The sequence below is a fragment of the Streptomyces sp. NBC_00223 genome (genome assembly GCF_036199905.1).
In the GTDB taxonomy this organism is placed as follows: domain Bacteria; phylum Actinomycetota; class Actinomycetes; order Streptomycetales; family Streptomycetaceae; genus Actinacidiphila.
This window is the reverse complement of the sequence record NZ_CP108109.1, coordinates 1,175,992-1,200,428: the sequence shown is the minus strand read 5'-3', so window position 1 is coordinate 1,200,428 and position 24,437 is coordinate 1,175,992. Positions and strand designations below refer to the sequence as shown.

At 72.8% G+C, this 24,437-nt stretch carries 21 protein-coding genes and 1 tRNA gene; 12 read left to right on the top strand and 10 right to left on the bottom strand.

Annotation, left to right across the window (positions count from 1 at the left end; translation table 11 throughout):
• The first annotated feature begins 17 nt into the window (after nucleotides 1–17).
• Both OHA30_RS04995 and OHA30_RS04990 read left to right on the top strand, forming a co-directional pair.
• Nucleotides 18–428 carry a RidA family protein gene (locus tag OHA30_RS04995; RefSeq protein ID WP_328912576.1) on the top strand — a complete coding sequence of 137 codons (411 nt, stop codon included), beginning with the start codon at nucleotides 18–20 and terminating at the stop codon, nucleotides 426–428.
• 10 nt (nucleotides 429–438) lie between these two features.
• Complete coding sequence (locus OHA30_RS04990) at nucleotides 439–1,251, top strand: aminotransferase class IV (protein ID WP_328912575.1); 813 nt, start codon at nucleotides 439–441, stop codon at nucleotides 1,249–1,251.
• 7 nt (nucleotides 1,252–1,258) lie between these two features.
• On the opposite strand, the gene OHA30_RS04985 is transcribed toward OHA30_RS04990, so the two are convergent.
• Nucleotides 1,259–2,101: an endonuclease/exonuclease/phosphatase family protein gene (locus OHA30_RS04985; protein ID WP_328912574.1), complete on the bottom strand. Its 843-nt coding sequence runs from the start codon at nucleotides 2,099–2,101 to the stop codon at nucleotides 1,259–1,261.
• Nucleotides 2,102–2,350: 249 nt separating this feature from the next.
• Here OHA30_RS04985 and OHA30_RS04980 point away from each other — a divergent pair, with 249 nt between their 5' ends.
• The 5 genes from OHA30_RS04980 to OHA30_RS04960 all read left to right on the top strand — a co-directional run bounded on the left by OHA30_RS04980 (nucleotide 2,351) and on the right by OHA30_RS04960 (nucleotide 8,267).
• A complete protein-coding gene (locus OHA30_RS04980; RefSeq protein WP_328912573.1) occupies nucleotides 2,351–3,730 on the top strand; it encodes an ROK family protein in 1,380 nt (459 codons plus the stop codon).
• Between the two features lie 208 nt (nucleotides 3,731–3,938).
• Nucleotides 3,939–5,219 (top strand): extracellular solute-binding protein, encoded by a 1,281-nt coding sequence (locus OHA30_RS04975; protein WP_328912572.1) that lies wholly within the window; start codon nucleotides 3,939–3,941, stop codon nucleotides 5,217–5,219.
• 4 nt (nucleotides 5,220–5,223) lie between these two features.
• Complete coding sequence (locus OHA30_RS04970) at nucleotides 5,224–6,228, top strand: carbohydrate ABC transporter permease (protein WP_405785794.1); 1,005 nt, start codon at nucleotides 5,224–5,226, stop codon at nucleotides 6,226–6,228.
• A complete protein-coding gene (locus OHA30_RS04965; protein WP_328912570.1) occupies nucleotides 6,228–7,070 on the top strand; it encodes a carbohydrate ABC transporter permease in 843 nt (280 codons plus the stop codon). Before OHA30_RS04970 ends, OHA30_RS04965 begins: the two co-directional genes overlap by 1 nt.
• Before the next feature lie 225 nt (nucleotides 7,071–7,295).
• A complete protein-coding gene (locus OHA30_RS04960) occupies nucleotides 7,296–8,267 on the top strand; it encodes an aldo/keto reductase (RefSeq protein WP_328917727.1) in 972 nt (323 codons plus the stop codon).
• 114 nt (nucleotides 8,268–8,381) lie between these two features.
• Here the strand turns inward: OHA30_RS04960 and OHA30_RS04955 are convergent, their stop codons facing one another.
• Nucleotides 8,382–9,347, bottom strand: a complete 966-nt coding sequence (locus OHA30_RS04955) for an aldo/keto reductase (RefSeq protein WP_328912569.1) — start codon at nucleotides 9,345–9,347, stop codon at nucleotides 8,382–8,384.
• A 320-nt stretch (nucleotides 9,348–9,667) separates the two neighbouring features.
• Here OHA30_RS04955 and OHA30_RS04950 point away from each other — a divergent pair.
• Nucleotides 9,668–9,741 (top strand) — tRNA-Met (locus tag OHA30_RS04950).
• A gap of 143 nt (nucleotides 9,742–9,884) precedes the next feature.
• On the opposite strand, the gene OHA30_RS04945 is transcribed toward OHA30_RS04950, so the two are convergent.
• Nucleotides 9,885–10,163: a DUF6343 family protein gene (locus OHA30_RS04945; protein WP_405785795.1), complete on the bottom strand. Its 279-nt coding sequence runs from the start codon at nucleotides 10,161–10,163 to the stop codon at nucleotides 9,885–9,887.
• A gap of 147 nt (nucleotides 10,164–10,310) precedes the next feature.
• Here OHA30_RS04945 and OHA30_RS04940 point away from each other — a divergent pair, with 147 nt between their 5' ends.
• Both OHA30_RS04940 and OHA30_RS04935 read left to right on the top strand, forming a co-directional pair.
• On the top strand, nucleotides 10,311–11,243 hold the full coding sequence (locus OHA30_RS04940; protein ID WP_328912567.1) for a GNAT family N-acetyltransferase: 933 nt from the start codon (nucleotides 10,311–10,313) through the stop codon (nucleotides 11,241–11,243).
• Complete coding sequence (locus tag OHA30_RS04935) at nucleotides 11,221–11,814, top strand: DUF1349 domain-containing protein (RefSeq protein ID WP_328912566.1); 594 nt, start codon at nucleotides 11,221–11,223, stop codon at nucleotides 11,812–11,814. The genes OHA30_RS04940 and OHA30_RS04935 overlap by 23 nt, the downstream gene beginning before the upstream one ends.
• A gap of 47 nt (nucleotides 11,815–11,861) precedes the next feature.
• Here OHA30_RS04935 and OHA30_RS04930 read toward each other — a convergent pair whose 3' ends face one another.
• From OHA30_RS04930 to OHA30_RS04905, 6 genes are all read right to left on the bottom strand, one after another.
• Nucleotides 11,862–12,494 carry a TetR/AcrR family transcriptional regulator gene (locus tag OHA30_RS04930; protein ID WP_328912565.1) on the bottom strand — a complete coding sequence of 211 codons (633 nt, stop codon included), beginning with the start codon at nucleotides 12,492–12,494 and terminating at the stop codon, nucleotides 11,862–11,864.
• Nucleotides 12,482–13,228, bottom strand: coding sequence for an enoyl-CoA hydratase family protein (locus OHA30_RS04925; protein ID WP_328912564.1), 747 nt, complete (start codon nucleotides 13,226–13,228; stop codon nucleotides 12,482–12,484). The genes OHA30_RS04930 and OHA30_RS04925 overlap by 13 nt, the downstream gene beginning before the upstream one ends.
• A 161-nt stretch (nucleotides 13,229–13,389) precedes the next feature.
• On the bottom strand, nucleotides 13,390–14,580 hold the full coding sequence (locus OHA30_RS04920; RefSeq protein WP_328912563.1) for an acyl-CoA dehydrogenase family protein: 1,191 nt from the start codon (nucleotides 14,578–14,580) through the stop codon (nucleotides 13,390–13,392).
• Nucleotides 14,577–16,679, bottom strand: coding sequence for an ATP-binding protein (locus OHA30_RS04915; RefSeq protein ID WP_328917726.1), 2,103 nt, complete (start codon nucleotides 16,677–16,679; stop codon nucleotides 14,577–14,579). Before OHA30_RS04915 ends, OHA30_RS04920 begins: the two co-directional genes overlap by 4 nt.
• 47 nt (nucleotides 16,680–16,726) lie before the next feature.
• Nucleotides 16,727–18,265, bottom strand: coding sequence for an acyl-CoA carboxylase subunit beta (locus OHA30_RS04910; protein WP_328917725.1), 1,539 nt, complete (start codon nucleotides 18,263–18,265; stop codon nucleotides 16,727–16,729).
• Between the two features lie 364 nt (nucleotides 18,266–18,629).
• Nucleotides 18,630–19,595 carry an acyl-ACP desaturase gene (locus OHA30_RS04905; protein ID WP_328912562.1) on the bottom strand — a complete coding sequence of 322 codons (966 nt, stop codon included), beginning with the start codon at nucleotides 19,593–19,595 and terminating at the stop codon, nucleotides 18,630–18,632.
• 237 nt (nucleotides 19,596–19,832) lie between these two features.
• On the opposite strand from OHA30_RS04905, the gene OHA30_RS04900 reads away from it, so the two are divergent.
• Nucleotides 19,833–21,473 carry an ABC-F family ATP-binding cassette domain-containing protein gene (locus OHA30_RS04900; protein ID WP_328912561.1) on the top strand — a complete coding sequence of 547 codons (1,641 nt, stop codon included), beginning with the start codon at nucleotides 19,833–19,835 and terminating at the stop codon, nucleotides 21,471–21,473.
• 267 nt (nucleotides 21,474–21,740) lie between these two features.
• Nucleotides 21,741–22,130 carry a hypothetical protein gene (locus tag OHA30_RS04895; RefSeq protein WP_328912560.1) on the top strand — a complete coding sequence of 130 codons (390 nt, stop codon included), beginning with the start codon at nucleotides 21,741–21,743 and terminating at the stop codon, nucleotides 22,128–22,130.
• A 96-nt stretch (nucleotides 22,131–22,226) separates the two neighbouring features.
• Here the strand turns inward: OHA30_RS04895 and OHA30_RS04890 are convergent, their stop codons facing one another.
• Entirely contained in the window at nucleotides 22,227–24,278 is a 2,052-nt protein-coding gene (locus OHA30_RS04890) for a putative Ig domain-containing protein (RefSeq protein WP_328912559.1), read from the bottom strand.
• Between the last annotated feature and the right edge of the window lie 159 nt (nucleotides 24,279–24,437).

Here is a 24,437-nt window from a genome sequence, read left to right as displayed (position 1 = left end):
GGCGGGAGACTCGGGGGATGAGCGACAGAATCACCCGGATCAATCCCCGCGGCCTCCACGAGACCCCCGGCTACCACCACATCACCGTCGTGGAGGCCGGGCGGACCGCGTATCTGGCCGGGCAGTGCCCGCTCGACGAGGCCGGAACCGTCGTCGGGCGCGGCGACCACGCGGCCCAGGCGGCGAGGGTCGCGGCCAACTCCCTGATCGCGCTGGCCGCCGTCGGCGCCCGGCCCGAGGACGTGGTGCGGTCGGTGATCTACGTGGTCAGCGAGCGCACCCCCGTGCTCTCGGCCGTGTGGAAGGCGTTCAACGCCTCGCCGCTCGGCCCCGCGTTCAGCACCGCGAGCACCCTGCTGGGCGTGGCCCAACTCGGCTTCACCGGCCAGCTGGTCGAGCTCGATCTGACCGTCGCGCTGCCCGCGTAGGGTGAGCCGCATGACGCAACCCTCCAGCCCGCTGATCGAGATCGACGGAGCGCCCGCGACCGTCGAGACGCTGGCGCCCGTGCTCGGCGGGTACGGCCACTTCACCGCGATGCAGGTCCGTGACGGCCGGGTCCGGGGGCTGCGCTTCCACCTGGCCCGGCTGGACGGCGCCACCCGCGAACTGTTCGGCACCCCGCTGGACGGCGAGCGGGTCCGGGCGTACGTACGGCACGCGCTGGCCTCCGCGCGCGCCGCGGACCCCTCCCGCCCCGCAGACGCCTCCGTACGCGTCAACGTCTTCCAGCCGGCCGACGTCCCCGGAACCCCCGTCGCGGTCATGGTCGCCGTCCGCCAGCCGGCCGCGATGCCGGAGGGCCCGTACCGGGTCAAGTCCGTGCCGTATCTGCGGCCGGTGGCCCACCTCAAGCACGTCGGCGGCTTCGCGCAGGGGTACTTCGGGCGGCAGGTGGCGGCCGAGGGGTATCAGGAGGCGCTGCTGACCGGCCCGGACGGCGGGGTCGCCGAGGGCGCGATCACCAACATCGGCTTCGTGGCGGGCGACACGGTGGTCTGGCCGCAGGGGCCCCAACTGCGCGGCATCACCTGGCAGGTGCTGGAGGAGGTCCTGAACGCGGTGGGCGTCCCGCAGGTCAGCCGGCCGGTGGGACTGGCCGACGTGGGCACGTACGACGGTGCCTTCGTCGTCAACTCCCGTGGCACGGCGACGGTTTCGCGGATCGACGACACCCCTGTGCCGATGGACGCCGAACTCCTCGGCCGCGTGGCGAAGTTGTACGAATCGGCGCCCTGGGACGAGATCTGACGGGAGATCAGCCAACGAGATCGGCGACGACCGGCAGATGGTCCGAGGCGCCGGTGACCGGCACCCGTACGTCCCGTACGCCGATCCCGGGCGAGGCCAGTACGTAGTCGATCCGCCGCTCCGGAGCCTGCGCCGGGTGGGTGAAGCCGTCCCCGGCCGGGTGGACGGCCGCCCAGGTGTCGGTCAACCGGGCCAGCAGCGGGGCCAGTTCGGGCGCCCGGGGTTCGGCATTGAGATCGCCCATCAGGATCTGCGGCCCGCCCCGGTCCTCGTCCAGCACCCGCAGCGTGTCGGCGACCTGGAGCCGCCGTACGGAGGGGTCGGCGCGATAGTCCAGATGGGTCCCGTAGACATGGACCGGGACCCCGCGCACCTCGGTGACGATCTCCGGGAAGCCGGGCGCGGGCGCCGGTACCGGGTCCGGGTCCTGGGTGGAGAGCCGGGTCAGCGGATGGTTCACCGCCGACAGGATCGGGTGCCGGGACAGCAGCGCGACGCCGAACTCCTCGCGCGGCGCGCCCGGCAGGGGCGGATCGAGGCTGTAGACCGGCGCGAAGAACACCCGCATCCCGGTCGCGTCCGCGATCTCCCGCGCCTCGTCCCGCCACTGGCTGCGCGCACCCCAGTGCACATCGACCTCCTCCAGCGCCACCACGTCCGGACGCTGCCCGGAGATCGCGGCGGCGGTCCGCGCCACGTCGAGCCGCCCGTCGTACCCGGCCCCCGCGTGGATGTTGTACGTCATCGCGCGCAGCCGTACGTGCGGGCCTTCGGCGCAGGCGGGTACGGCGGCGCCGACGCACAGCAGCGCGGCGCAGAGCGGGACCGCGAGCCGCCGGGGGGAGCGCATGGGTGACCTCCTGACGCGGGGGCAGGGGCCCGCCGTACGACGGCCAGGCTAGCTGTCGCCGCGACTCCCCGCCCGTCCACGCCGGGAGCCCCGGGCGGGACCGCCGCCGGTACGATCCGGTGCCGGGCACCCCGTTCACCCTGCGTACCCTTGGGTACCTCCGACGCGTGCGCCCGCCCGGCCACGCCACCGCGGGTACGCCGGAAGAAGGACCGAGAAGGACGAGAAGGACGAGAAGGAGGGGCACAGGTGTCCAGGCGCACAAGCAGCCCCTCCGCGGCCCAGATCCGCTGGATGAACGCCGCCGTGGTCTACGAGGCCATGCGGGCGCGCGAGTCCAGTACGGCCACCGATCTGATGACGGCGACCGGACTGTCGCGGCCGACCGTCCACACCACCTGCGACTGGCTGATCGCCCAGGGCCTGGCCGTCGAACTGCCCAGCGATCCGGCGCAGGACGCCCAGCCCGGCCGCCCCGCCCGCCGCTACCGGACCGACCCCCGGGCCGGGTTCGTGGTCTCGCTGGAGATCCGGGAGAGTCAGGTCACGGCCGCAGTCGCCGATCTGACCGGCCGGGTCTGCGGCGAACTCTCCCGGCGGGTCACCCCCGACCCGACCCTGCGCGCGCAGGCGACCGAGCACGGGCCGGCCCTCGCGCGGGACGTCATCGCGCTCGCCGGGATCGAACCGGCCGCGGTCTGGCAGGTCTGCGTGAGCATCCCCGCCCCCGTGCAGTCCCAGGGATACGCCCGCGCGACCGCGGCGCAGTACCGGGCGGGCACCCGGGACGTGATCACCGAACTGGCCGACACCCTCCCGTGGCCGGTGGTCGCCGAGAACGACGCCAACCTGGCGATGATCGGCGAGCACTGGCAGGGCGCCGCCCAGGGGCTGGCCGATGTCGTGCTGCTCGACGTCTGCGAGTACGGGTTCGGCGCCGGGCTGATCGTCAACGGCCGCCTGGTGCGGGGGAGCAGCGGCCTGGCCGGGGAGATGACGGCGGTCGACCTGCTGTCCGGCATGGGCCCGGCGGGCGGCGTCCCCGGCAAGCTGGTCAGGCTCGGCGCGGAGGCGGTGCTGCGGGCGCGGGACGCCGCAGGTCCGAAGCCCTCCGCCGGGGAGGAGGGCCGGCTCGTCGGCCTCGCGGGCGGCGACCCGGACCGGGTGACGGCCGACATGGTGTTCACGGCGTACGACCACGGCGATCCGGTCGCCCGGCGGATCGTGGACCGGATCGGCGCGATCGTGGCGCGGCCGGTGGCGATGCTGGCCACGCTCCTGGACCCCGAACTCGTGGTCGTCTACGGCCTGCCGGCGGACGCGGCGCGGCGGCTGATGCCGACGATCGAGGCCCGTACGTTCGACCTCTACCGCAGCCGGCTCGCCGGGCCGCCGCCGCGGCTGGTGCTCTCGGCCCTCGGCGGGCGGGCGACCGTACTGGGCGGGGTGCGCCGGGCGCTGAACGAGGTCGAGGGGCGGCTGTTCGGCGCGACGCACAGCGACCGCTGGCCGGCCGCGCCCGTACCCGCCACCGGGCCCACGGCCGTACCCGCTGCCGAGCCGACGTCCGGGCCCACGGCCGTACCCGCCGTCGAGCCGCCGGCCGTACCCGCCGCCGACGCCCGCTAGCATCCGCCAGCCCGTCAACTCCTGTCCTACGAAGGCCGGTTGGCCGGTTGTACGTGCGCCCGCCCCGCGCCGGACCGCGCACCGTTGACGTTCGTCCCACCCGTCGCTACGGTATCGCAAGCCCTTTAATAAATCCCTCTTCGTAACTCTTGGCGGCCCGTGACGCATGCCCGCGCGGGGCCGGTCGCCCACGAGCGAAGGACTCCCCGTGAGACACGCGAAGGTGAGAATCGTCGTCGGTCTGCTCTCCCTCACACTGCTCGCCGCCTGCGGCCGGCCGGGCGACGACAGCGACGGCACCCCGACGCCGCGGCGTTCAGGACCGAGCGCCCCCGCCCCGGCGAAGGCCAGGCTCACCATGTGGGCGATGGGCGGCGACGGCGACAACCTGCCCAAGCTGCTCAAGCAGTTCGAGGACGAGAACCCCGGCTACTCGGTCGACGTCACCTCGATCCCGTGGCAGGACGCGGCGAGCAAGTTCCGTACGGCGGAGGCCGGCGGAGTCACCCCCGACATCGCCCAGGTCGGCACCACCTTGATGGGCGGGATCACCGACGGATTCGAGCCCGTGCCCGACGGCACGGACACGAGCGTGTACTTCTCCGGCCCGCTCGCGTCGGCCCGGGTGGACGGCCGGACCGTGGGCGTGCCGTGGGCCGTCGACACCCGCGTGCTCTTCTACCGCACGGACCTCGCCGAGAAGGCGGGCTTCGACGGGCCGCCGAAGACCTGGGACGACCTCAAGAAGCTGGCCAGGGGGACCCAGACCGCGGGCGGGGCCAAGTGGGGCATCCGGATGGCGACCACCCCCGACCAGGATCTGCAGAACTCCTTCGCCTTCCCCTGGTCCAACGGCGCGCAGATCATCAGCGCGGACGGCTCGAAGTGGACCTTCGACACCCCCGAGACCATCGCGGCCTACCGCTACTACCAGAGCTTCTACACCGAGGGGATCGCCGACCGTAAGCCGTCCAGTGGCGCGGGCGCCGCCGAATCCGCCTTCGTCAACGGGCAGTTGGGCGTCCTGGTGGCCGGGGCCGGTGAGTCGGAACTGCTCGACCAGGCCGGCGGGCCGCAGTTCAAGGACATGTACGCGCTCGCCCCCTTCCCCAAGCAGAAGTCGGCGACGTCCTTCGCGGGCGGCTCGGACCTGGTCGTGTTCAAGCGGACCAGGAACAGCGCGGCCGCCTGGAAGCTCGTCCAGTGGCTCTCCCGGCCCGACGTCCAGGCGCGGTGGTACCGGATCGACGGCGCCCTGCCCGCCGTGCGGAGCGCCTGGCAGCAGCCCGAACTCGCCGACGACAAGCGGCTGTCCGTCTTCGGCGAACAGCTCAAGGACACCAACGCGCCGCCCGCCAACGCCACATGGCTCCAGATCTCCGACGTGGTCGGCCAACAGCTCGAACAGATGGTCAAGAACGGCAAGGACCCCGCCAAGGCCATGAAGGACGCCCAGTCCGCGGCCGACGAGATCGGCACCGGGGGCTGACGCGGTGACGGTCGTGTCAGAAGGGACCGGCGCCGGGCGTACCGCACGCCGTACCGCGCCCGCGGGCCGCCGTACCGCCTTCACCGGCCGAGGCGCGCGGGCGGCCTCGCGGGCACGAGGCCACGGCCCGCGCGGCAGGCGGCGCCGTCAGACCGTCATCGCCTGGTCCTTCGCGCTGCCCTTCGTCGTGCTGTTCGCCACCTTCACGCTGATCCCGCTGGTGTCCTCCTTCGCGATGTCGTTCAGCGACTTCACCAGCGCGGACACACAGCACCCGCTCGCGGTCGACTTCATCGGGTTCGACCAGTACACCAAGCTGTTCCGGAGCGCGCAGTTCCTCCACGCGCTGCGCAACACCGGCTACTTCGTCGTCGTCGGCATCCCCGTGACGATGGGCGTCGCGCTCGTCCTGGCCGTGGCGCTCAACAGCGGGATCACCCGGTTCCGGGTCGCCTTCCGGGTGGGCTTCTACACGCCCGTCGTGACGAGTGTCGTCGCCGTGGCCGTGGTCTGGCGGTTCCTCCTCCAGCCGGACGGCCCGGTCAACGCGGTGCTCGGCCTGCTCGGCGTCTCCGGGCCCGACTGGCTCAACAGCACGACCTGGGCGATGCCCGCGATGATCGCGATGGGTGTGTGGCGCAACATGGGCACGCTCATGGTGATCTTCCTCGCCGGCCTCCAGACCATCCCGGCCGAGGTCACCGAGGCCGCGCTCATCGACGGCGCCGGGCCGGTCAGACGCTTCACCCGGATCACCGTGCCCCTGATGCGGCCGACGCTGCTGTTCGGCGCGGTCCTGCTGTCGGTGTGGTATCTCCAGTTCTTCGAGGAGCCGTTCGTCATGACCCAGGGCGGTCCGCTCGACGCGACGCTGTCCGTCGGCTACTTCGCGTTCAAGCAGTTCGGCTTCGGCAACTACGCCTACGCCTCGGCCGCCAGCTATGTGCTCTTCGTGGCCATCGCACTGCTCAGCTCGGTCATGTTCCGGGCGCTGAGGGCGAGGGACTGATGGCGACGGCACCGACCGGCCGCTGGAGGGCACGGCGGCGGCTGCTCACGTATCTCGGCCTGGTCGTCGCGGTCCTGATCACCCTGCTGCCCTTCCTGTGGATGCTGCTGGGGTCGTTCAAGACCCAGGGCGAGATCCTGCGCGACCCGTCCGGCTTCCTGCCCGCGCACCCGACCACCGGCAACTACGGCACCTGGTTCACCCGGCTGCACCTCGGGCGGTTCTTCCTCAACAGCCTGGTCGTCGCGCTGGTCACCGTCGCCGGCAATCTGCTCTTCTGCTCGATGGTCGGCCACGCCCTGGCCAAGTTCGACTTCGCGGGCAAACGGCTGGTGTTCGCCCTGGTGATGATCACGCTGATGGTGCCGGGCGTGGTGACCTTCGTACCGCTCTTCGTGCTCGTCACCAAGCTCGGTCTGACCAACACCTACGCGGCGCTGATCCTGCCCTTCCTGACCTCGCCGCTCGGGGTCTTCATGATGCGGCAGTTCATCGGGCAGATCCCGGACACCCTGCTGGAGGCGGCCAGGATCGACGGCGCCGGCGAACTGCGCATCTGGGCGAGGATCGTCATGCCGCTGTGCGGGCCGCCACTGGCCACGCTGGGCATCCTGACGTTCCTCGGCTCGTGGAACAACTTCCTGTGGCCGCTCGTCGCCGCCCAGAGCGAGGACATGTACACCCTGCCGGTCGCGCTGTCGCTGTACTCGACCGGGCAGATCGCCACCGAGTACGGCCTGCTGCTCGCCGGTTCCGTCCTGGTCATCGCGCCCATCGTGCTCGTATTCGTCGTCCTCCAGCGGTACTTCACCCAGAGCATCGCGACCGTGGGCGTCAAGTAGCCCCGACCGGGCCGGAATCGGCCCCTGACAACCTCCGCCGGGCCGGACTCGGCCCCGGACCGCCCCCACCGGGCCGGACTCGGCCCCGGACCGCCCCCACCGGGCCGGACTCGGCCCCCAGCTCCACGCACCTGCCCGAAGCACCACGGAAACCCCACAAGGAAAGGGTCCCCACCCGTGCAGTCACCCAGCACTTTCGTCGCCGCCGCCGGACGCTACGACGAGATGAGATACCGCAGGCTCGGCAGGACCGGGCTGCTGCTCCCCGAGATCTCCCTCGGCCTGTGGCAGAACTTCGGCGACGACGGGCCGGCCGACCGGCACCGGGCGATCGTCACCCACGCGTTCGACCGCGGTGTCACCCACTTCGACCTCGCGAACAACTACGGCCTCCCCGCGGGCTCCGCCGAGGCGAACTTCGGCGCGGTCCTGCGGCGCGACCTGCGCCACCACCGCGACGAGCTGATCATCTCCTCCAAGGCCGGCTACCGCATGTGGCCCGGCCCGTACGGCGAATGGGGCTCGCGCAAGTATCTGACCGCCAGCCTCGACCAGTCGCTGACCCGGCTGGGCGTGGACTACGTCGACGTCTTCTACTCGCACCGCCCCGACCCGCACACCCCGCTGGAGGAGACGGTCGGCGCGCTCGCCGACCTGGTGGCCCGCGGCAAGGCGCTGTACGTCGGGATCTCCAACTACGACGTGGAGCAGACCCGCGCGGCCGTCGAACTGCTCAAGGACCTGCGGGTGCCGCTCGCGGTCCACCAGCCGCGCTACTCGATGCTCGACCGGGGGCCGGAGGAGGGGCTGTTGGACGTGCTCGGCGGCAGCGGGGTGGGATGCGTGTGCTACTCGCCGCTGGCACAGGGGCTCCTGACCAGCCGCTATCTGGACGGCACCCCGACCGGCTCCCGGATGGCGCGCGGCGACACGCTCAGGTCGGCGGCCCTCAGCGACACGCTTCTGGCCACCCTGCGCGGGCTCGACGCCCTCGCGCGCGAACGCGGCCGGACGCTCGCCCAGACCGCGCTGTCCTGGGCGCTGCGGGACCCGCGTGTCACCTCGCTGATCGTCGGCGCGAGCAGCGTCGCGCAGTTCGACGACAGCCTGGCGGCGCTGCGCAGTCCCGCTTTCAGCGACGAGGAACTGGCCCGTGTCGACCGGCTGTTGGCGGACGCCGCCGGAGCGGAGATCTGACGACGTCACAGGGCGCCGGTGTGCCCCCGCGTCACCGAGGGGGCCGGCGTGTCCTGCGGCCGGACGTCACACGGGGGGCCGGCGACGAACGTGTCCGCCGGCCCCCCGGACAGGTCAGAAACGGGCCCCGGTGGCCTCCGGGAGCATGTCCAGCTCCGCCAGATCCTCGGCGGTGAGCGTCACCTGGGCCGCCCCCACGTTGTCCATCAGGTACTTCGGCGTCTTCGTGCCAGGGATCGGGATGACATGGCGGCCCTGCGCGATCACCCAGGCCAGCGCGACCTGTGCGGGCGTCGCGCCGATCCGCTCGGCGAGCGCGCGCACCCTGCCGACCAGGGTGAGGTTGGCGTGCAGGGCGTCCTGCTGGAAGCGCTGGTAGGAGCGCCGTACGTCGTCGGCCGGAAGGTCCTCGAACGACGAGAACCGCCCCGCGAGGAAGCCGCGGCCCAGCGGGGCGAACGGCAGGAAGGCGATGCCCTCCCGGTCGCAGTACGGCAGCACCTCGGTCAGCGTCTCCCTTGTCCACAGCGACAGTTCGGACTGGACGGAGGCCACCGGGTGGACACGGTCGGCGCGTTGGATCTCCGGCACACCCACCTCGGACAGACCGAGCGTCCGCACCTTGCCCGACTCGACGGCCTCGGCCATCGCGCCCCACGTCTCCTCGATCGGCACGGCCGGGTCCACCCGGTGGAGTTGGTAGAGGTCGACATGGTCGGTGCCCAGACGCAGCAGGCTGCCGTCGATGGACCGCCGGATGTGCTCGGGCGTGCCGTTGTGCCCGTACACAATGCGGTCGCCGGTCCGCGACTCGACCACCAGGCCCACCTTGGTGGCCAGTACGGCACGCTCCCGGTACGTTCCCACCAGCGCCCTGCCGACCAACTCCTCGTTGGTGAAAGGCCCGTACACATCGGACGTGTCGATCAGGTTGGCGCCGAGGTCGACCGCCTGGCGGATGACGTCCACGGACGTGGCGTCGTCGCGGCCGACCGGGTCGTAGGCGTGGGTCATCCCCATGCAGCCGAGGCCGACGACGCCGACTTCGGGACCTGACCTGCCGAGTGTGGTGACGCGCATGGTTCTCCTTGTGCGGACTCGCGGATTGCCGACCCCCCTGCTCCCACGGCACTTGGGTGCGTGGCACGCGGAAGCGATACCGGGTCAGCGTGTCGCTTGGAGTGCACTCCAGGTCATGCGCCATTCCGTGCGGCGCGAGCAAGATCATTCGTATGGGGAGCACCACCGCGCGGCGCGAGGCGGGGTCCGACGGGGTGCGACCCCGGACCGGCGCGGCGCGGGCGAGGCGGTGGGGGTGCGGCGGCCGCGGCGCCGAAGGGTCCCGTCGGCGCAATGAATTTGGCGTGAGCGTGAAGTACCCGTAGAGTTACGTTCAACGACGCGGGGTGGAGCAGCTCGGTAGCTCGCTGGGCTCATAACCCAGAGGTCGCAGGTTCAAATCCTGTCCCCGCTACGAATGGAAAGGCCCGGTGCGCACGCACCGGGCCTTTTCCCTTGCCCGGACGGCTCCGGGCGCCCGCACAACGACGACCGGCGCTGTCGTACCAGCCGACCGCTCACCGTCCGTGTCAGAGTCTCACGTTCCGAGCCCGGCGGTCACCGTCCGCGGCGGTTCCGCCGCTCGGGCGGGAGGTACGGCGGCACATCGCGGCCCGGCTGATACCGCGACCCCTGCCGCATCCGCCGGATCACCAGGCCCGCGTCCACCGCCGCGATCGCGGCGATCGCGGCGACCACCGCCGCCCAGCCGGGGTGGCCGATCAGGACGAAGGCGACCGCGGCGGCGATCCCCCAGACCACCCCGCACAAGGCCAGCGTGAGCCTGAGCCGCAGCGGACTGCGGGCCTGAGTCGGTTCCGAACCGGTCCTGCGCACGGCCCTCATCTCCCTCCGTCCAGCACCGTCCCGGGGTCCGCCCTCGCGGGCCTCTCAAACCGCGCCTGCCCGGCCGAGGCCCGGGCATCCGGGTGGCGCCGAAAAACCTGCGGCGCTTTGCCGGGCCGCCGCGTAGGGTGCCTCACCATGGCCGTGATCATCAGGGACTACGCAGCCGCGGACGCCGCAGCCGTCTCCGCGCTCATGCGTGAGACCCTGCCCCACCTCGTGACGACGCCGCAGGTGGTGCACGCCCAGGTCACCGGCGCTCCGGCCCGCCAGCACTACCGGCTGCTGATCGCCGAGGACTCCGGAGTGATGACCGGCTGCGCCCGGATCGGCCTCTTCGCCGACACCGGCACACCGGGGCGGGCCTTCCTCAACCTCAATGTGCTCCCCGCCGGCCGCCGCCGCGGCACGGGCAGCGCCCTGCTGGCCGCCGCCGAAGCCCATCTGAGCGCGGTCGGCGCCACCACCGCCTACTCCTGGGCCACCGACGAGCCCGCCGCCCACACCTTCGCCACCCGGCACGGCTACCGGCCCGGCCGGTCCGCGAGCTTCCACCGGCTCGACCTGGGCAGCGGCTCACCGCTGCCCGACCGCCCGGCCCCCGCGGAGGGCGTACGGCTGCTGCCCGCGTCCCTGTGGGCCGACGACCCGCGCCCGCTCTACGAGTCCGACCTGGAGAGCTTCCGGGACGAGCCGGGCGACGTGGAGTCCGACGCCATCAGCTACCCGGACTGGCGGGCCCTGACCTGGGACCGGCCCGACTTCGACCCCGACCTCAGCACGGCCGCCGTCGTGGACGGCACCGTCGCCGCCTTCGTCGTCGCGCAGACCGACGGGCGGGAGCGGTACTGGTCCGGCGGCACCGGCACCCGCACGGCATACCGCGGCCGGGGGCTGGCCAAGGCCGCGAAGGCCCACTCCTTGCACCTGGCACGTACGGTCGGCTGTCGCGAGGCCTACACCAGCAACGACGACGGCAATCTCGCCATGCTGGCCGTCAACCGATGGCTCGGCTACCAACCCTGCGGCTCAGAACGGCGGTACTTCCGTGACCTTCCCGACCACCCATGACCTGCCCTGGTCCGACGCGGAGTGGCTCAACCCGCCCGCCGACGCCGGCACCGAGGGCGAGGCCCTGGTCGTCACCACCCGCGAGGGCAGCGACTTCTGGCGCACCACGGGCTACGGCTTCGTCCGCGACGAGGGCCACGCCCTGCTCGCGCCCTTCCCGGCCGGTTCGGCCGTCGAGGTCACCTTCGTCGCCGACCTTCCCGAGCTGTACGACCAGGCGGGCGCCCTGGTCCGGGTCGACACCGAGACCTGGATCAAGGCGGGCGTCGAACTCGCCGACGGCTACCCGCAGTTGGGTGCGGTCGTCACCCACGGCACCTCGGACTGGTCGCTCTCCCCGGTCCCGGAGTGGGCGGGCCGCGAGGTCACCATACGGGTCAGCCGGTCCGGTGACGCGGTGACCGTAAGGGCCCGCTGCGAGGACGGACCGTGGCGCACCGTACGGCTGGCCTGGCTCGACCCGGCGGCCGAGGCCCGCGCCGGGCTCTACTGCTGCTCACCGGAGCACGCCGGGCTCAAGGTGCGCTTCACCCGGCTGGCGACCGGCGCCGCGGACACCAGCCTGCACTGACACGGTCACGGGCGGCCCGCCGGTTCGCGTGACGGCCTCGTGCCCCCTCACGCCCCGGCCGGCGGACCGCCCGCGTCGCGCAGCACCGCGTCGAGCACCCGGGACCACTGCCGGACGATCCCGGACCGCCGCGCCGAGTCGTCGCTGAGCAGGTTGGAAAGACCGAGACCGCGGACCATGTCCAAGGTCGCCTGCACGGTCTCGCGCACCCCGGGCACCGACTCGTCCGCGCCCAGGAACTCCACCGCGAGCCGGTGCGCCTCCCGGCCGATCCGCGACTCCAACGCGGCCACCCGCGGCCGCAGCGCCTCCTCGTCAGCGGCGGCCACCCACAGGTGCAGCGCGGCCCGGAAGAGCGGCCCGGTGTGCACGGCCACCAGCATGTCCACCACCGCGTACGTACGGTCGGGGCCCTCGCGGGGCAGGGCGCGGGCCCGCTCGCGCACGGCGGCGAGCCACTGCTCGGCCATGTGCGCGATGGCGGCCGTGAACAGTTCCTCGCGGGTGCGGAAGTGGTGCTGCGCCGCGCCCCTGGACACGCCGGCCCGGGCGCACACCACCGCGACGGTGCTGCCCGACCAGCCGTGTTCCGCCAGACAGGACACGGCGGCCGTCAGAATGCGCTGCCGGGTGGCGCGGCTGCGGTCCTGCTTGGGCGCGCGGTCGGTCACGACGTCCACGACGGGGCCCTTCTCTCCAGGAAGGCCCGGATGCCCTCGGCCGCCTCGGCGGAGGCGAACAGCCGCGCGGCGGTCGTGGACAGTTCCTCGCCACGCGTGGCCAGCGCGGTGCGCAGGCATCCGGCGGTGAGCGCCTTGGACTCGGCGAGGCCCTGCGGCGAGGCCGCCCGCAGACCGTCGAGTATCGACTCCAGCGCGTCCAGCGGCGCGGTGACCAGGCCGATCCTTACCGCCTCCTCGGGGCCGAACGTCTCGCCGGTCAGGAAGTACCGGGAGACCGCCCGCGGATCCACCCGGGCCAGCACCGGCAGTGAGATCACCGCGGGGGCGAGCCCGATCCTGGCCTCGGTGAAGGCGAAGGTGGCCGCGGGGCCCGCCACGGCGATGTCGCAGGCGGCCACCAGCCCGAGACCGCCGGCCCGCGCGTGCCCCCGGACCAGGGCGACGACCGGCTTGGGCGAGTCGGCCGTCGCCCGCAGCAGCGCCACCAGCCGGCGCGGTCCCTCGGCCGTGCCCGCGCCCGCCTCCCGCAGATCGGCCCCGGCACTGAACGTGTCACCGGTGTGGGTGAGCAGCACCGCCCGGGCGGCGGGGTCGGCGCGCGCGTCCTCCAGGGCCAGGGTCAGTTCCTCGACCAGGCGGGCGGACAGGGCGTTGCGGTGCTCCGGGGAGTCGAGCGTGAGGACGGTGACGCCTCGGTCGTGCTCGCGGCGCACCAGGGGTGCGGTCGTCATGCGCGGGCTCCTTTCCGCGGTCGGCGCGCGGAGATGCGGAAGTGGCGGGACTACGGGGTCGGCGGGGGCAAGCAGGCCAGGGCAAAGGGGCCTTCGGGGTACGGGACTTCCGTACGGCCGGGGCGCGCCGGGTTCCGTGGGCGGCCGGTCCGGACGGGCGCTCAGTACGACTTGGGCAGCCCCAGCGTGTAGTGCGAGACGAAGTTGAGGATCATCTCGCGGCTGACCGGGGCTATTCGCCCCACCCGCGACGCCGTGAGCAGCGACGCGAGCCCGTACTCGGTGGTCAGTCCGTTGCCGCCGAGGGTCTGCACGGCCTGGTCGACGGCTTTGGCGCAGGCCTCCGCCGCGGCGTACTTGGCCATGTTCGCGGCCTCCCCGGCCCCCATGTCGTCCCCCGCGTCGTAGAGGTAGGCGGCCTTCCGCATCATCAGCCGGGCCAGTTCCAGTTCGATATGGGCCTGGGCCAGCGGGTGGGCGATGGCCTGGTGGGCGCCGATCGGGGACTTCCACACCTGGCGGGTGCGGGCGTAGTCCACGGCCCGCTCCAGGGCGTAGCGGCCCATGCCGAGGGAGAAGGCGGCGGTCATGATCCGCTCGGGGTTGAGCCCGGCGAACAGCTGTGTCAGCCCCGCGTCCTCGTCGCCGACCAGCGCGTCGGCGGGCAGTGCCACGTCGTCCAGGAAGAGCTGGAACTGCTTTTCCGGCGCGGACAGTTCCATCTCGATCCGCCGGAAGTCGAAGCCCGGCGTCTCGCGCTCCACGACGAACAGACAGGGTTTGAGCCGGCCGGTGCGGGCGTCCTCGGTGCGGCCCACGATCAGGGTGGCGTCGGCGATGTCGACGCCGGAGACGAAGACCTTGCGGCCGGTCAGCAGCCAGCCGCCGGTGTCCGGGTCGCGGCGGGCGGTGGTGGTGATCCGGTGCGAGTTGGAGCCCGCGTCGGGCTCGGTGATGCCGAACGCCATCCGCAGCGAGCCGTCCGCCAGGCCCGGCAGCCAGCGCCGCTTCTGCGGCTCGGTGCCGAAGCGGGCGAGCACGGTGCCGCAGATGGCGGGGGAGACGACCATCAGCAGCAGCGGGCAGCCCGCGGCGCCCAACTCCTCCAGCACCAGGGAGAGTTCGACCAGGCCGCCGCCCCCGCCGCCGTACTCCTCCGGGAGGTTCACCCCGAGGTAGCCGAGCCGTCCTGCCTCCTGCCAGAGTTCGTCGGTCGGCCGGCCCTCGCGGACCGCCGAGGTGAAGTACGCGCGCCCGTAGCGGCGGGCGAGGTCGCCGACGGCCTCGCGCAGGGCGCGCCGCTCGTCGCTTTCCAGCAGCGCGCTGTCGAAGGTCCCCTGTGTGGTGGTCATGGCCCTGACTCCTCCTTGACGACAGCGAGTACGGTGCCGACCTCGACCTGGCGGCCGGGTTCGGCGGTGAGTTCGGTGAGCGTCCCGGTGACGGGCGAGACGATCACGTGTTCCATCTTCATCGCTTCGAGCCAGAGCAGGGGCTGGCCGGCCTCGACCCGGTCGCCGGGTGAGAATTCACCGTTTCGAATGACGGTGCCCGGCATCGGCGCACGCAGGGAGCCGGGAGCGGACTGATCGCCGGGCTCGGGGAAACGTTGCAGCACGGTCAGCGCGATTGACACGATGGGTGAATCCACGAACACCCGTTCGGAGTAGCCGGAGTAGCCGGAGCCGGCGGGACCGCCGGACCGGACCGGGGGAGCGGCATGGACGGCGACGTCGAACCCCTGCCGTACGCCCCCGACATCGAGCACCACCCGCTCACCCGAGGCCGACACCAGCCGTACGTCCGGGTAGCTCTCGTGCCCCTCCGCCGTCAGCCCCTCGCGCCCGAGCCGGTAGCGGACCTCGTGCTCGCGGCCGCCGGGCTCGGCCCGGAAACGTTTCACCTGCGGCTGCGACGGAACGTTTCGCCAGCCCCCGAGCCGTACCGGCACCGGGCCCGCGCCCGACGCCACCCGCCGGGCCGCGTCCGCCAGCGCCGCCGCGAGGGCCGCCAGCGCCTCCGCCCGCCCGGCGGCGTCGTCCGGGTCGGCGGTCAGCGCGGCCAAGTGCCGTTCCAGGAAGCCGGTGTCCACCCGCCCGGCCGTGAACTCCGGGTGCCGCAGCGCCCGTACCAGCAGGTCGCGATTGGTGACCGGACCGTGCAGCCGGGCCCGTTCCAGAGCGTGCGCGAGCCGCCGTACGGCCTGCGCGCGGGTCGGCGCCCAGGCGATCACCTTGGCCAGCATCGGGTCGTAGCGCACCCCGACCGTCTCGCCGCCGGTCAGGCCCGCGTCCAGCCGCAGCCCCGCCTCGCGCCCCGGCAGCACCGCGAACTCCGTGTCCACGCCCGGGACGTCCAGCAGGTGCAGCGGCCCCGCCTGCGGCCGCCAGCCGCGTGCCGGGTCCTCCGCGTACAGCCGGGCCTCGACCGCGTGACCGCGTACCGGCGGCGGCTGGGGAGGCAGGGCCGCGCCCTCGGCGACACGTATCTGCCAGGCGACCAGGTCCAGGCCGGTGACGCACTCGGTGACCGGATGCTCCACCTGCAGACGGGTGTTCATCTCCAGGAAGTACGGCCGCCCGTCCGCGCCGACCAGGAACTCCACCGTGCCCGCGCCCGTGTAGCCGATCGCCCGCGCCGCGCGGGCCGCCGCGTCGTGCAGCGCCCGGCGTACGTCCTCGGCCAGACCGGGCGCCGGGGTCTCCTCGATCACCTTCTGATGGCGGCGCTGCAACGAGCAGTCCCGCTCGCCCAGCGTCCACACCGTCCCGTGCGTGTCGGCGAGCACCTGCACCTCGACATGCCGGGCCCGCTCGGCGTACGGCTCCACGAAGACCTCACCGTCGCCGAAGGCCGCGGCCGCCTCCGCCGCGGCCGCCGTCAACTCCGCGGGCAGCCGGTCCAGTTCGCGCACCACCCGCATACCGCGTCCGCCGCCGCCCGCCGCGGCCTTCACCAGCACCGGCAGATCGGCCGCCGTGACCGCCGCCGGATCGAGCGCGGCGAGCAGCGGCACCCCGGCCGCCGCCATTAGCTCCTTGGCCCGGGTCTTGGAGCCCATCGCGGCCACCGCCTCGGGCGGCGGACCGATCCACACCAGCCCCGCCACCCGCACCGCACGCGCGAAGTCGGCGTTCTCCGACAGGAATCCGTACCCCGGGTGCACCGCGTCCGCGCCCGCCGCGAGCGCCGCCGCCACCAGCAGATCGGCCCGCAGATACGTATCGGCGGGCGTGTCACCCGGCAGCCGTACCGCCGTGTCGGCCTCCCGTACGTGCGCGGCCCCCGCGTCGGCGTCCGCGTGCACGGCCACCGTGGCGATGCCCAGCTCCCGGCAGGTGCGGAAGACCCGGCGGGCGATCTCACCCCGGTTGGCCACCAGCACGGACCCGATGGCGCCGGACCCGGGAGCGCCGGACCCGATGGCGCCGGGCCTGATGGCGCCGGGCATGGTCGGGCCGGGGCCGGTCGTCGGTGAAGTGCTCATCAGCGGAAACCTCACATCCGGAAGACGCCGAAGCCGCCCCTCGCGCCCTCCACGGGGGCGCCGTGCACGGCCGACAGACACAGGCCGAGGACCGTACGGGTGTCGCGCGGGTCGATCACCCCGTCGTCGTAGAGCCGCCCGGACAGGAACATCGGCAGTGACTCGGCCTCGATCTGCTCCTCCACCATCGCCCGCAGCGCCGCGTCGGCCGCCTCGTCGTACGGCCGGCCCCTGGCCGCCGCCGACTGCCGGGCCACCAGCGACAGCACACCCGCGAGCTGCGCCGGGCCCATCACCGCGGACTTGGCGCTCGGCCAGGAGAACAGGAAGCGCGGATCGTATGCGCGGCCGCACATGCCGTAGTGCCCGGCGCCGTAACTCGCGCCCATCAGCACCGAGATGTGCGGGACCAGGGAGTTGGAGACGGCGTTGATCATCATGGCGCCGTGCTTGACGATGCCGCCCTGCTCGTACTCCCGGCCCACCATGTAGCCGGTGGTGTTGTGCAGGAAGAGCAGCGGGATGTCGCGCTGGTTGGCGAGCTGGATGAACTGCGCGGCCTTCTGCGCCTCCGCGCTGAACAGCACACCGCGGGTGTTGGCCAGGACGCCGACCGGATAGCCGTGGATCTCGGCCCAGCCGGTGGCAAGACCGGCCCCGTACAGCGGCTTGAACTCGTCGAAGGCCGAGCCGTCGACGATTCTGACGACGACCTCGCGCGGGTCGAACGGGGTGCGCAGATCGCCCGGCACGATACCGAGCAGATCCTCCTCGTCGAACAGCGGCGGGCGCGGGTCGGGGCGGGGCTCGGGGCCGAGTTTGCGCCAGTTGAGGCGCGCGACGATCCGCCGGGCGGTCCGCAGCGCGTCCGGCTCGTCCACCGCGAAGTGGTCGGCCAGGCCCGAGACACGGGCGTGCATGTCGGCGCCGCCCAGCGACTCGTCGTCGCTCTCCTCGCCGGTGGCCATCTTGACCAGCGGTGGGCCGCCGAGGAAGACCTTGGAACGCTCCTTGACCATGATCACGTGATCCGACATTCCGGGGACGTACGCGCCGCCGGCCGTCGAGTTGCCGAGCACCACGGCCACGGTGGGGATGCCGGCCGCCGACAGCCGGGTCAGATCGCGGAAGAGGGCGCCGCCCGGTATGAAGATCTCCTTCTGGCTGGGCAGATCGGCGCCGCCGGACTCGACCAGGCTCACCAGGGGCAGCCGGTTGGCGAAGGCGATCTCATTGGCCCGCAGGGCCTTCTTGAGCGTCCACGGATTGCTGGCGCCGCCGCGTACGGTCGGATCGTTCGCCGTCACCACGCACTCCACGCCCTCGATCACCCCGATCCCGGTGACGATCGACGCTCCGGTGGTGTAGTCGCTGCCCCAGCCCGCCAGCGGCGACAGCTCAAGAAAGGGTGTGTCGGGGTCGAGCAGCAGCTCGATCCGCTCCCGGGCGAGCAGCTTGCCGCGGCCGCGGTGCCGCTCCTGGTACGCGGGGCCGCCGCCCGCCAGCGCGTCGGCGTGCGCGGCCGCGACCTCGGCCAGCCGCTCCAGCATGATCGCGCGGCGCTCGGCGAATTCCGGGCCGCGGACGCCGAGGGCGCTCACGCGGCACCACCGGGGGCGGGGGAGCCGGGGGAAAGGCGGCCAGGTGCACGGTCCGCGCCGGACGCACGGCCGTCAGACGTACGCCCGGACCGTGCCCGGCCGGTGCCCGGCGGGGCACCGGGCGCCGCCGAGGCTTGTGGAAAAGGCCCGTGCGGATCGGCCATGGCCACCCCCTGAACGACGCCGTGTCATGAGCGGTGCTGACGAGCGTGCCAGTGGGCCAAGAAACAATCAAGCGTGCATGCATGATTTCCGGATACGGAGAAGGGGGCCGTCGGTGACGGCCCCCTTCGTCCTCGTCGTCGCCCGCGGCTCAGCCGCGGGCGGCCCGCCGAGCCAGCAGCGCGGCCCTGCGCTCGTCGAACTTCGTCGCCTGGTCGTTCAACCCGCCCATGAACAGGCCCAGTTCCTCCTGCGCCTGAATCCCCTCGGGCCCGAGCCCGGAGACCTCAAGCACCTTGAGATGCCGCAGCACCGGCAGCAGGACGTCGTCGTGGTGGATCCGCAGGTTGTAGATCCCGCCGATCGCCATCCGGGCCGCGGACCGCTCGAAACCGGGCATTCCGTGGCCCGGCATCCGGAAGTCCACCACCACGTCACGGATCGCCCGCATCGCCAGGTCCGGGGCCAGCTGGAGCGAGGCCGCCAGCAGATTCCGGTAGAAGACCATGTGCAGGTTCTCGTCCGTGGCGATCCTGGCCAGCATCCGGTCGCACACCGGGTCGCCCGACTCGCGGCCGGTGTTGCGGTGCGAGACACGGGTTGCCAGCTCCTGGAAGGCGACGTACGCCACCGAGTGCAGCATGCTGTGCCGGTGGTCGTGCTCGAACCCCTCCGACATGTGCTGCATCCGGAAACGCTCCAGCTCGACCGGGTCGACCGCGCGGCTGGTCAGCAGATAGTCGCGCATCACGATCGCGTGCCGGCCCTCCTCCGCGGTCCAGCGGTGCACCCAGGTGCCCCATGCGCCGTCGCGTCCGAAGAGAGTGGCTATTTCGTGGTGATAGCTCGGCAGGTTGTCCTCGGTGAGCAGATTCACCACCAGGGCGATCCGGCCGACGTCGGAGACCTTGGACTGCTCAGGTGCCCAGGCCTCGCCGCCCATCACCCCGTCGAAGTCACGGCCGTCGCTCCACGGCACGTACTCGTGCGGCATCCATTCCTTGGCCACCCCGAGGTGCCGATTGAGCTCACGCTCCACCACCTCTTCCAGCGCATAGAGCAGTGTCGCGTCGCTCCAGACGTCCGGTCCGGCTCGATGGGGCGAGGTAAGGGTCACGAGGGCTCCTGGGGCGGGGACGGTGTACCTACGCTATCGTAAGTTACGCAACCGTAGGTTAAGGCGGCGTAAGAAGGCAACCGGAGCGCCGCCGCGCAACCGGTTTTTCGTATCGCGCCCGCGCGCCGATCCGGACGCCCGGCCTCCGCCCCGCCGAGCTCCCGCCGGACCTGCCCCCGCCCCCCCGCGCAGCCCCCGCCGAGGTCCCGCCGCGCAGCCGATAGAATCCGGGCCCTGATGAGTGCCACTCTCGTAGCCAAGAATCTCGCCGCCGGTCACGGCGACCGTGTCCTGTTCACCGGTCTTGACCTGGTCGTCGCGCCGGGGGACGTGATCGGTCTCGTCGGCGCCAACGGCGCGGGCAAGTCCACGCTGCTGCGGCTGCTCGCCGGTCTCGCCACCCCAGAGGACGGCACGCTCCGGCTCAGCCCGCCCGCCGCCACCGTGGGCCATCTGCCGCAGGAGCCCGAGCGCCGGAAGGACGGCGAGACCGTACGGGAGTTCCTGGCCCGCCGTACCGGAGTGGCCGCCGCCCAAACGGCCCTGGACGCGGCCACCCAGGCCCTGGTCGACGGGGCACCGGGCGCCGACGACGCGTACGCGCTCGGCCTCGAACGCTGGCTCGCGCTCGGCGGCGCGGACCTGGACGAACGAGCCGAGGAGGCCGCCGCCTCCCTCGCCCTCGGGGTGAGCCTGGACCAGGAGATGTACGCGCTCTCCGGCGGCCAGGCCGCCCGCGCCGGGCTCGCCTCGCTGCTGCTCAGCCGCTACGACGTCTTCCTGCTCGACGAGCCGACCAACGACCTCGACCTCGACGGGCTGGAACGGCTGGAGAAGTTCGTCACGGGTCTGCGGGCCGGCACCGTGCTGGTCAGCCACGACCGCGAGTTCCTGACCCGTACGGTCACCCGCGTCGTGGAACTCGACCTCGCCCAGCAGCAGGTGACCACCTATGGCGGCGGATACGCCTCCTACCTGGAGGAACGCGCCACCGCGCGCAGGCACGCCCGCGAGGAGTACGAGGAGTACGCCGACACCAGGGCCGGCCTCGAAGCCCGGGCCCGGATGCAGCGGGGCTGGATGGACAAGGGCACCCGCAACGCGATGCGCAAGGCCCCCGACCACGACAAGATCGCCCGCAAGGCCCGCGCCGAAGGCAGCGAGAAGCAGGCCGCCAAGGCCCGCCAGACCGAGCGGATGATCGAGCGCCTGGAGACCGTCGACGAGCCCCGCAAGGAGTGGGAGCTGCGGATGGAGATCGCCGCCGCGCCCCGCTCGGGCGCGGTCGTGGCCACCCTGCGCGGGGCCAGGGTCCGGCGCGGCGGCTTCGCGTTCGGCCCGGTGGACCTCCAGATCGACTGGGCGGACCGGGTCGCGATCACCGGCGCCAACGGCTCGGGCAAGTCCACCCTGCTCGCCGCGCTGCTCGGCCGGCTGGCGCTGGACGAGGGGCAGGCCGCGCTCGGCCCCGGAGTGCTGGTCGGCGAGGTCGACCAGGCCCGCGGGCTGTTCCGGGGCCAGGAACCGCTGCTCGACGCCTTCCGCGCCCCGGCCCCCGACCTGGACCCGGCCGAGATCCGTACGCTGCTCGCCAAGTTCGGGCTCAAGGCCGCGCATGTGCTGCGGCCCGCCGCCACCCTCTCGCCGGGCGAGCGCACCCGCGCCGCCCTGGCGCTGCTCCAGGCCCGCGGGGTCAATCTGCTGGTGCTCGACGAGCCGACCAACCACCTCGACCTGCCCGCCATCGAGCAGCTGGAAGGGGCCCTGGCGGCGTACTCCGGCACGCTGCTGCTGGTCACGCACGACCGGCGGATGCTGGACGCCGTGCACACCACCCGGCGGATCGAGGTCGCCGACGGGCGGATCACCGAGCGCTGAGCTGTGCCCGGAGGGGGACGGGTCACCGAGAGCTGAGCCGTGCCCGGAGGGGGGACGGGTCACCGGGCGTCGGGGACGCGGGCCGCCGCGTGCCGAGCCCGTGCTGTCGCGGGCGGGGGACACCGGGCGCTGAGCCGCGTGTCGCGGACACCGGCCGCCGCGCTCTCCCACCCTCCTTTCGAGGGAACCGAACCCGGCTCCACGGCGTCCCATTCAGGACCGGCCGTTCTGTCAGCCCAGGGCGGCCCGGGCGAAGGAGGAACGGTCATGCGCGCTCGGCTGGTCGGTGCTGCCGCCGCCGTACTGCTGGTCGCGGGCTGCGGCTCCGCGACCGGGGTCCGGGTGGGCGCGCCGGACCCGGGCCCCAGCAGCGGGCAGCCCGACTGCGGCGACGTCGTGGTCACCCCGGCCGGCGGGATGGACGCCCGTGAGGTGTGCCTGAGTGTGGGCAGCACACTGCGGCTCGCGCTCGGACCGGGCGGGAACGTCACCGAGAAGGGCGCGGCCCTCACCGAGGTCTCGTCCGGCGTGTATCGCGGCGCGCGGGCCGGCAGCGCCGCGCTGAGCGGCTTTCGCCGGGCCTGCCCTCCGGGGAAGCACCACGGTCCGGTGTGCCATGCCCTCATCGGGTGGCGGGTCACCGTCGACGTCCGGTGACCGCGGCCGCGCCCGCGCGCTGAAGGCGGGCGGCAGCGGTGGGCCCGGGCCGGCCGCGCGGCCGACCCGGGCCCGTACTCCTCGATCAGCCGGTGGTCAGCCGACGTTGACCGCCGTGTCGTCGATGAGGAAGGAGGTCGCCAGGGTGGAGTCCTCGGTGCCGGTGAACTTGAGGTTCACGGTCTGTCCGGCGTAGGAGGACAGGTCCAGGGACTTCTGGACGTAGCCGGTGGTGTGGTTGAGGTTGGAGTAGGTGGCCAGCGTGGTGCTGCCCGCCTGGACGGTGAGCTTGTCGTAGGCCGTGGAGGTACTGGTCTCCGACGTGCTGATGTAGACGTAGAACGTGAAGGTGGCGTTGGTGCAGCTCGCCGGGATGGTCACCGACTGGGCGAGCGTGTCGGTGTGGGTGGTCCCGTAGCCGTCGAGCCAGGCCTTGTACGAGCCGCTGTGGGCGGGTGCGCCGGTGCTGTTGTCGATGACGCCGCTGCTGGTGGTCCAGCCGGTGTTGCCGCTCTCGAAGCCGGGGTTGGCGAGGAGCTGGGCGCTGGTGCAGCCGCCGCCCCCGCCGGCGCTGGTGACCGTCCAGGTGAAGGAGGCCGAGCCGGTCGCGTTGGTGGAGTCCTTGGCCGTGACGGTGACGCTGGAGCTGCCGGTCGCGGTCGGGGTGCCGGAGATCAGACCGCTGGAGGCGTTGATCGACAGCCCGGCGGGCAGGCCGGTCGCGCTGTAGGTCAGGGTCTGTCCCGAGGCGGAGTCACTGGCCTGGATCTGGAGGCTGGCCGCGGTGTTCACCTGCGTCGACTGGTTGGCCGGCTGGGTGACGGTGACGGTGTTCCCGCCGGTCGAGCCGCCGTTGGTGAAGGCGGCTGTGCCGTTCGGCGTGCCGAGGCCGGTCGGGCCGTCGTAGCCGGCCTTGGCGGTGCACAGATAGCTGCTGCCGCACGAGCCGTTGGCGCCGCTGGTCACGTCGTTGAGCGAGCCGGTGTGGGCGTAGGGGTACGAGGCCGGGGTGGTGTTCGCGGCCGGGGTGCCGGCCAGCGCGTAGACCGAGGCGATGATCGGCGAGGAGGCGCTGGTGCCGCCGTACACGTTCCAGCCGCTGGCCTGGTAACTGTCGTACACCGCGAGGCCGGTGGCCGGGTCGGCGACGGCGGAGACATCGGCTATCGTCCGCTTGGCGCAGCCGGTGTCGGTCTGCCAGGTGGGCTTGGCGTCATAGGCGGAGCAGCCCGAGCCCGCGCCCTCGCCGCCCGAGCTGCTGCCCCAGACGGACTCGGACCAGCCGCGCGTGGTGCCGCCGGCCCGCTTGAGCGAGGTGCCGCCGACCGCGGTGACGTACTTGGAGGCGGCCGGGTACTCCGCGCCGTAGCCCTCGTCGCCGGAGCTGACGGTGATGGCGACGCCGGGGTGGTTGAAGTACTGCGAGTCGGCGGTGGTGTCGGTGGAGTCCTCGTCGCCGCCGTAGCTGTTGGAGACGTACTTCGCGCCCAGGGTGACCGCGCGGTTCACCGCGGTGCCCAGGTCGTCCATGCTGGCGGTCTTCGCCTCGACCAGCAGGATGTGGCACTGCGGGCAGACCGCGCTGACCATGTCCAGGTCGAGCGAGATCTCACCGGCCCAGCCGGAGTCGGCGGTCGGGTAGCTGGTGCCGCCGTTCTGGTCGACCTTCTTGAAGCAGCCGTTGGCCGTGGTGCAGGCCGGCAGGCCGTACTGGGTGCGGTAGGTGCCGAGGTCCTTCTCCGCGTTGGGGTCGTCCTGCGCGTCCACGATGGCCACGGTCGCGCCGGCGCCGGCCGAGGCGGGCAGCGCGTAGGCGCTCTGCAGGTCGCTGGGGCCGAAGCCGGACGGGGTGGCGTCCGGGCTGATGCCGAAGTGCTGCACGACGTCGGTACGGGCCAGTGCCTGGCAGGCCATCCAGCCCTTCTTGGCCGGGGCGGCGCACAGCCGCTCGGTGTGCGCGGCGGGGGCGGCGGCGCTGACGGCCGCCGAGCCGTCGCCGGCCGCCGGGGTGCCGGCGACGGACGGCGCCGCGGCGGCGATCATGCCGCCGGTGAGCAGGGCACCCGCGGCCACCACCGCCAGGGTTGCGCGGCGGACGGACCGCCTGACCCGGCCTGGACTTGTCGACTGCAATGAACTGCCCTCCATGGGGGGATCGGCTCCCAAGGGGCGTCCACGTCCGGTGAATATGTCAAGGTCATGACAATTCACCATGGCGAGGTATCGCCCGGGACTTCGTGTGTGGCACGCGTTCACTGGAGATTCGGGAGTCAACTCCCGCTGACTGCCACCCCGTTGAGTGGTGAC

Bases quoted from the DNA above. Each gene is read 5' to 3' on its own strand.
- OHA30_RS04965 (WP_328912570.1), top strand. From the start codon at position 6,228: ATGGCGACGGCACCGACCGGCCGCTGGAGGGCACGGCGGCGGCTGCTC.
- OHA30_RS04895 (WP_328912560.1), top strand. From the start codon at position 21,741: ATGCGCGCTCGGCTGGTCGGTGCTGCCGCCGCCGTACTGCTGGTCGCG.
- OHA30_RS04900 (WP_328912561.1), top strand. From the start codon at position 19,833: ATGAGTGCCACTCTCGTAGCCAAGAATCTCGCCGCCGGTCACGGCGAC.
- OHA30_RS04910 (WP_328917725.1), bottom strand. From the start codon at position 18,265: ATGCTGGAGCGGCTGGCCGAGGTCGCGGCCGCGCACGCCGACGCGCTG.
- OHA30_RS04990 (WP_328912575.1), top strand. From the start codon at position 439: ATGACGCAACCCTCCAGCCCGCTGATCGAGATCGACGGAGCGCCCGCG.
- OHA30_RS04940 (WP_328912567.1), top strand. From the start codon at position 10,311: ATGGCCGTGATCATCAGGGACTACGCAGCCGCGGACGCCGCAGCCGTC.
- OHA30_RS04925 (WP_328912564.1), bottom strand. From the start codon at position 13,228: ATGACGACCGCACCCCTGGTGCGCCGCGAGCACGACCGAGGCGTCACC.
- OHA30_RS04995 (WP_328912576.1), top strand. From the start codon at position 18: ATGAGCGACAGAATCACCCGGATCAATCCCCGCGGCCTCCACGAGACC.
- OHA30_RS04915 (WP_328917726.1), bottom strand. From the start codon at position 16,679: ATGCCCGGCGCCATCAGGCCCGGCGCCATCGGGTCCGGCGCTCCCGGG.
- OHA30_RS04920 (WP_328912563.1), bottom strand. From the start codon at position 14,580: ATGACCACCACACAGGGGACCTTCGACAGCGCGCTGCTGGAAAGCGAC.
- OHA30_RS04890 (WP_328912559.1), bottom strand. From the start codon at position 24,278: ATGGAGGGCAGTTCATTGCAGTCGACAAGTCCAGGCCGGGTCAGGCGG.
- OHA30_RS04960 (WP_328917727.1), top strand. From the start codon at position 7,296: ATGAGATACCGCAGGCTCGGCAGGACCGGGCTGCTGCTCCCCGAGATC.
- OHA30_RS04955 (WP_328912569.1), bottom strand. From the start codon at position 9,347: ATGCGCGTCACCACACTCGGCAGGTCAGGTCCCGAAGTCGGCGTCGTC.
- OHA30_RS04985 (WP_328912574.1), bottom strand. From the start codon at position 2,101: ATGCGCTCCCCCCGGCGGCTCGCGGTCCCGCTCTGCGCCGCGCTGCTG.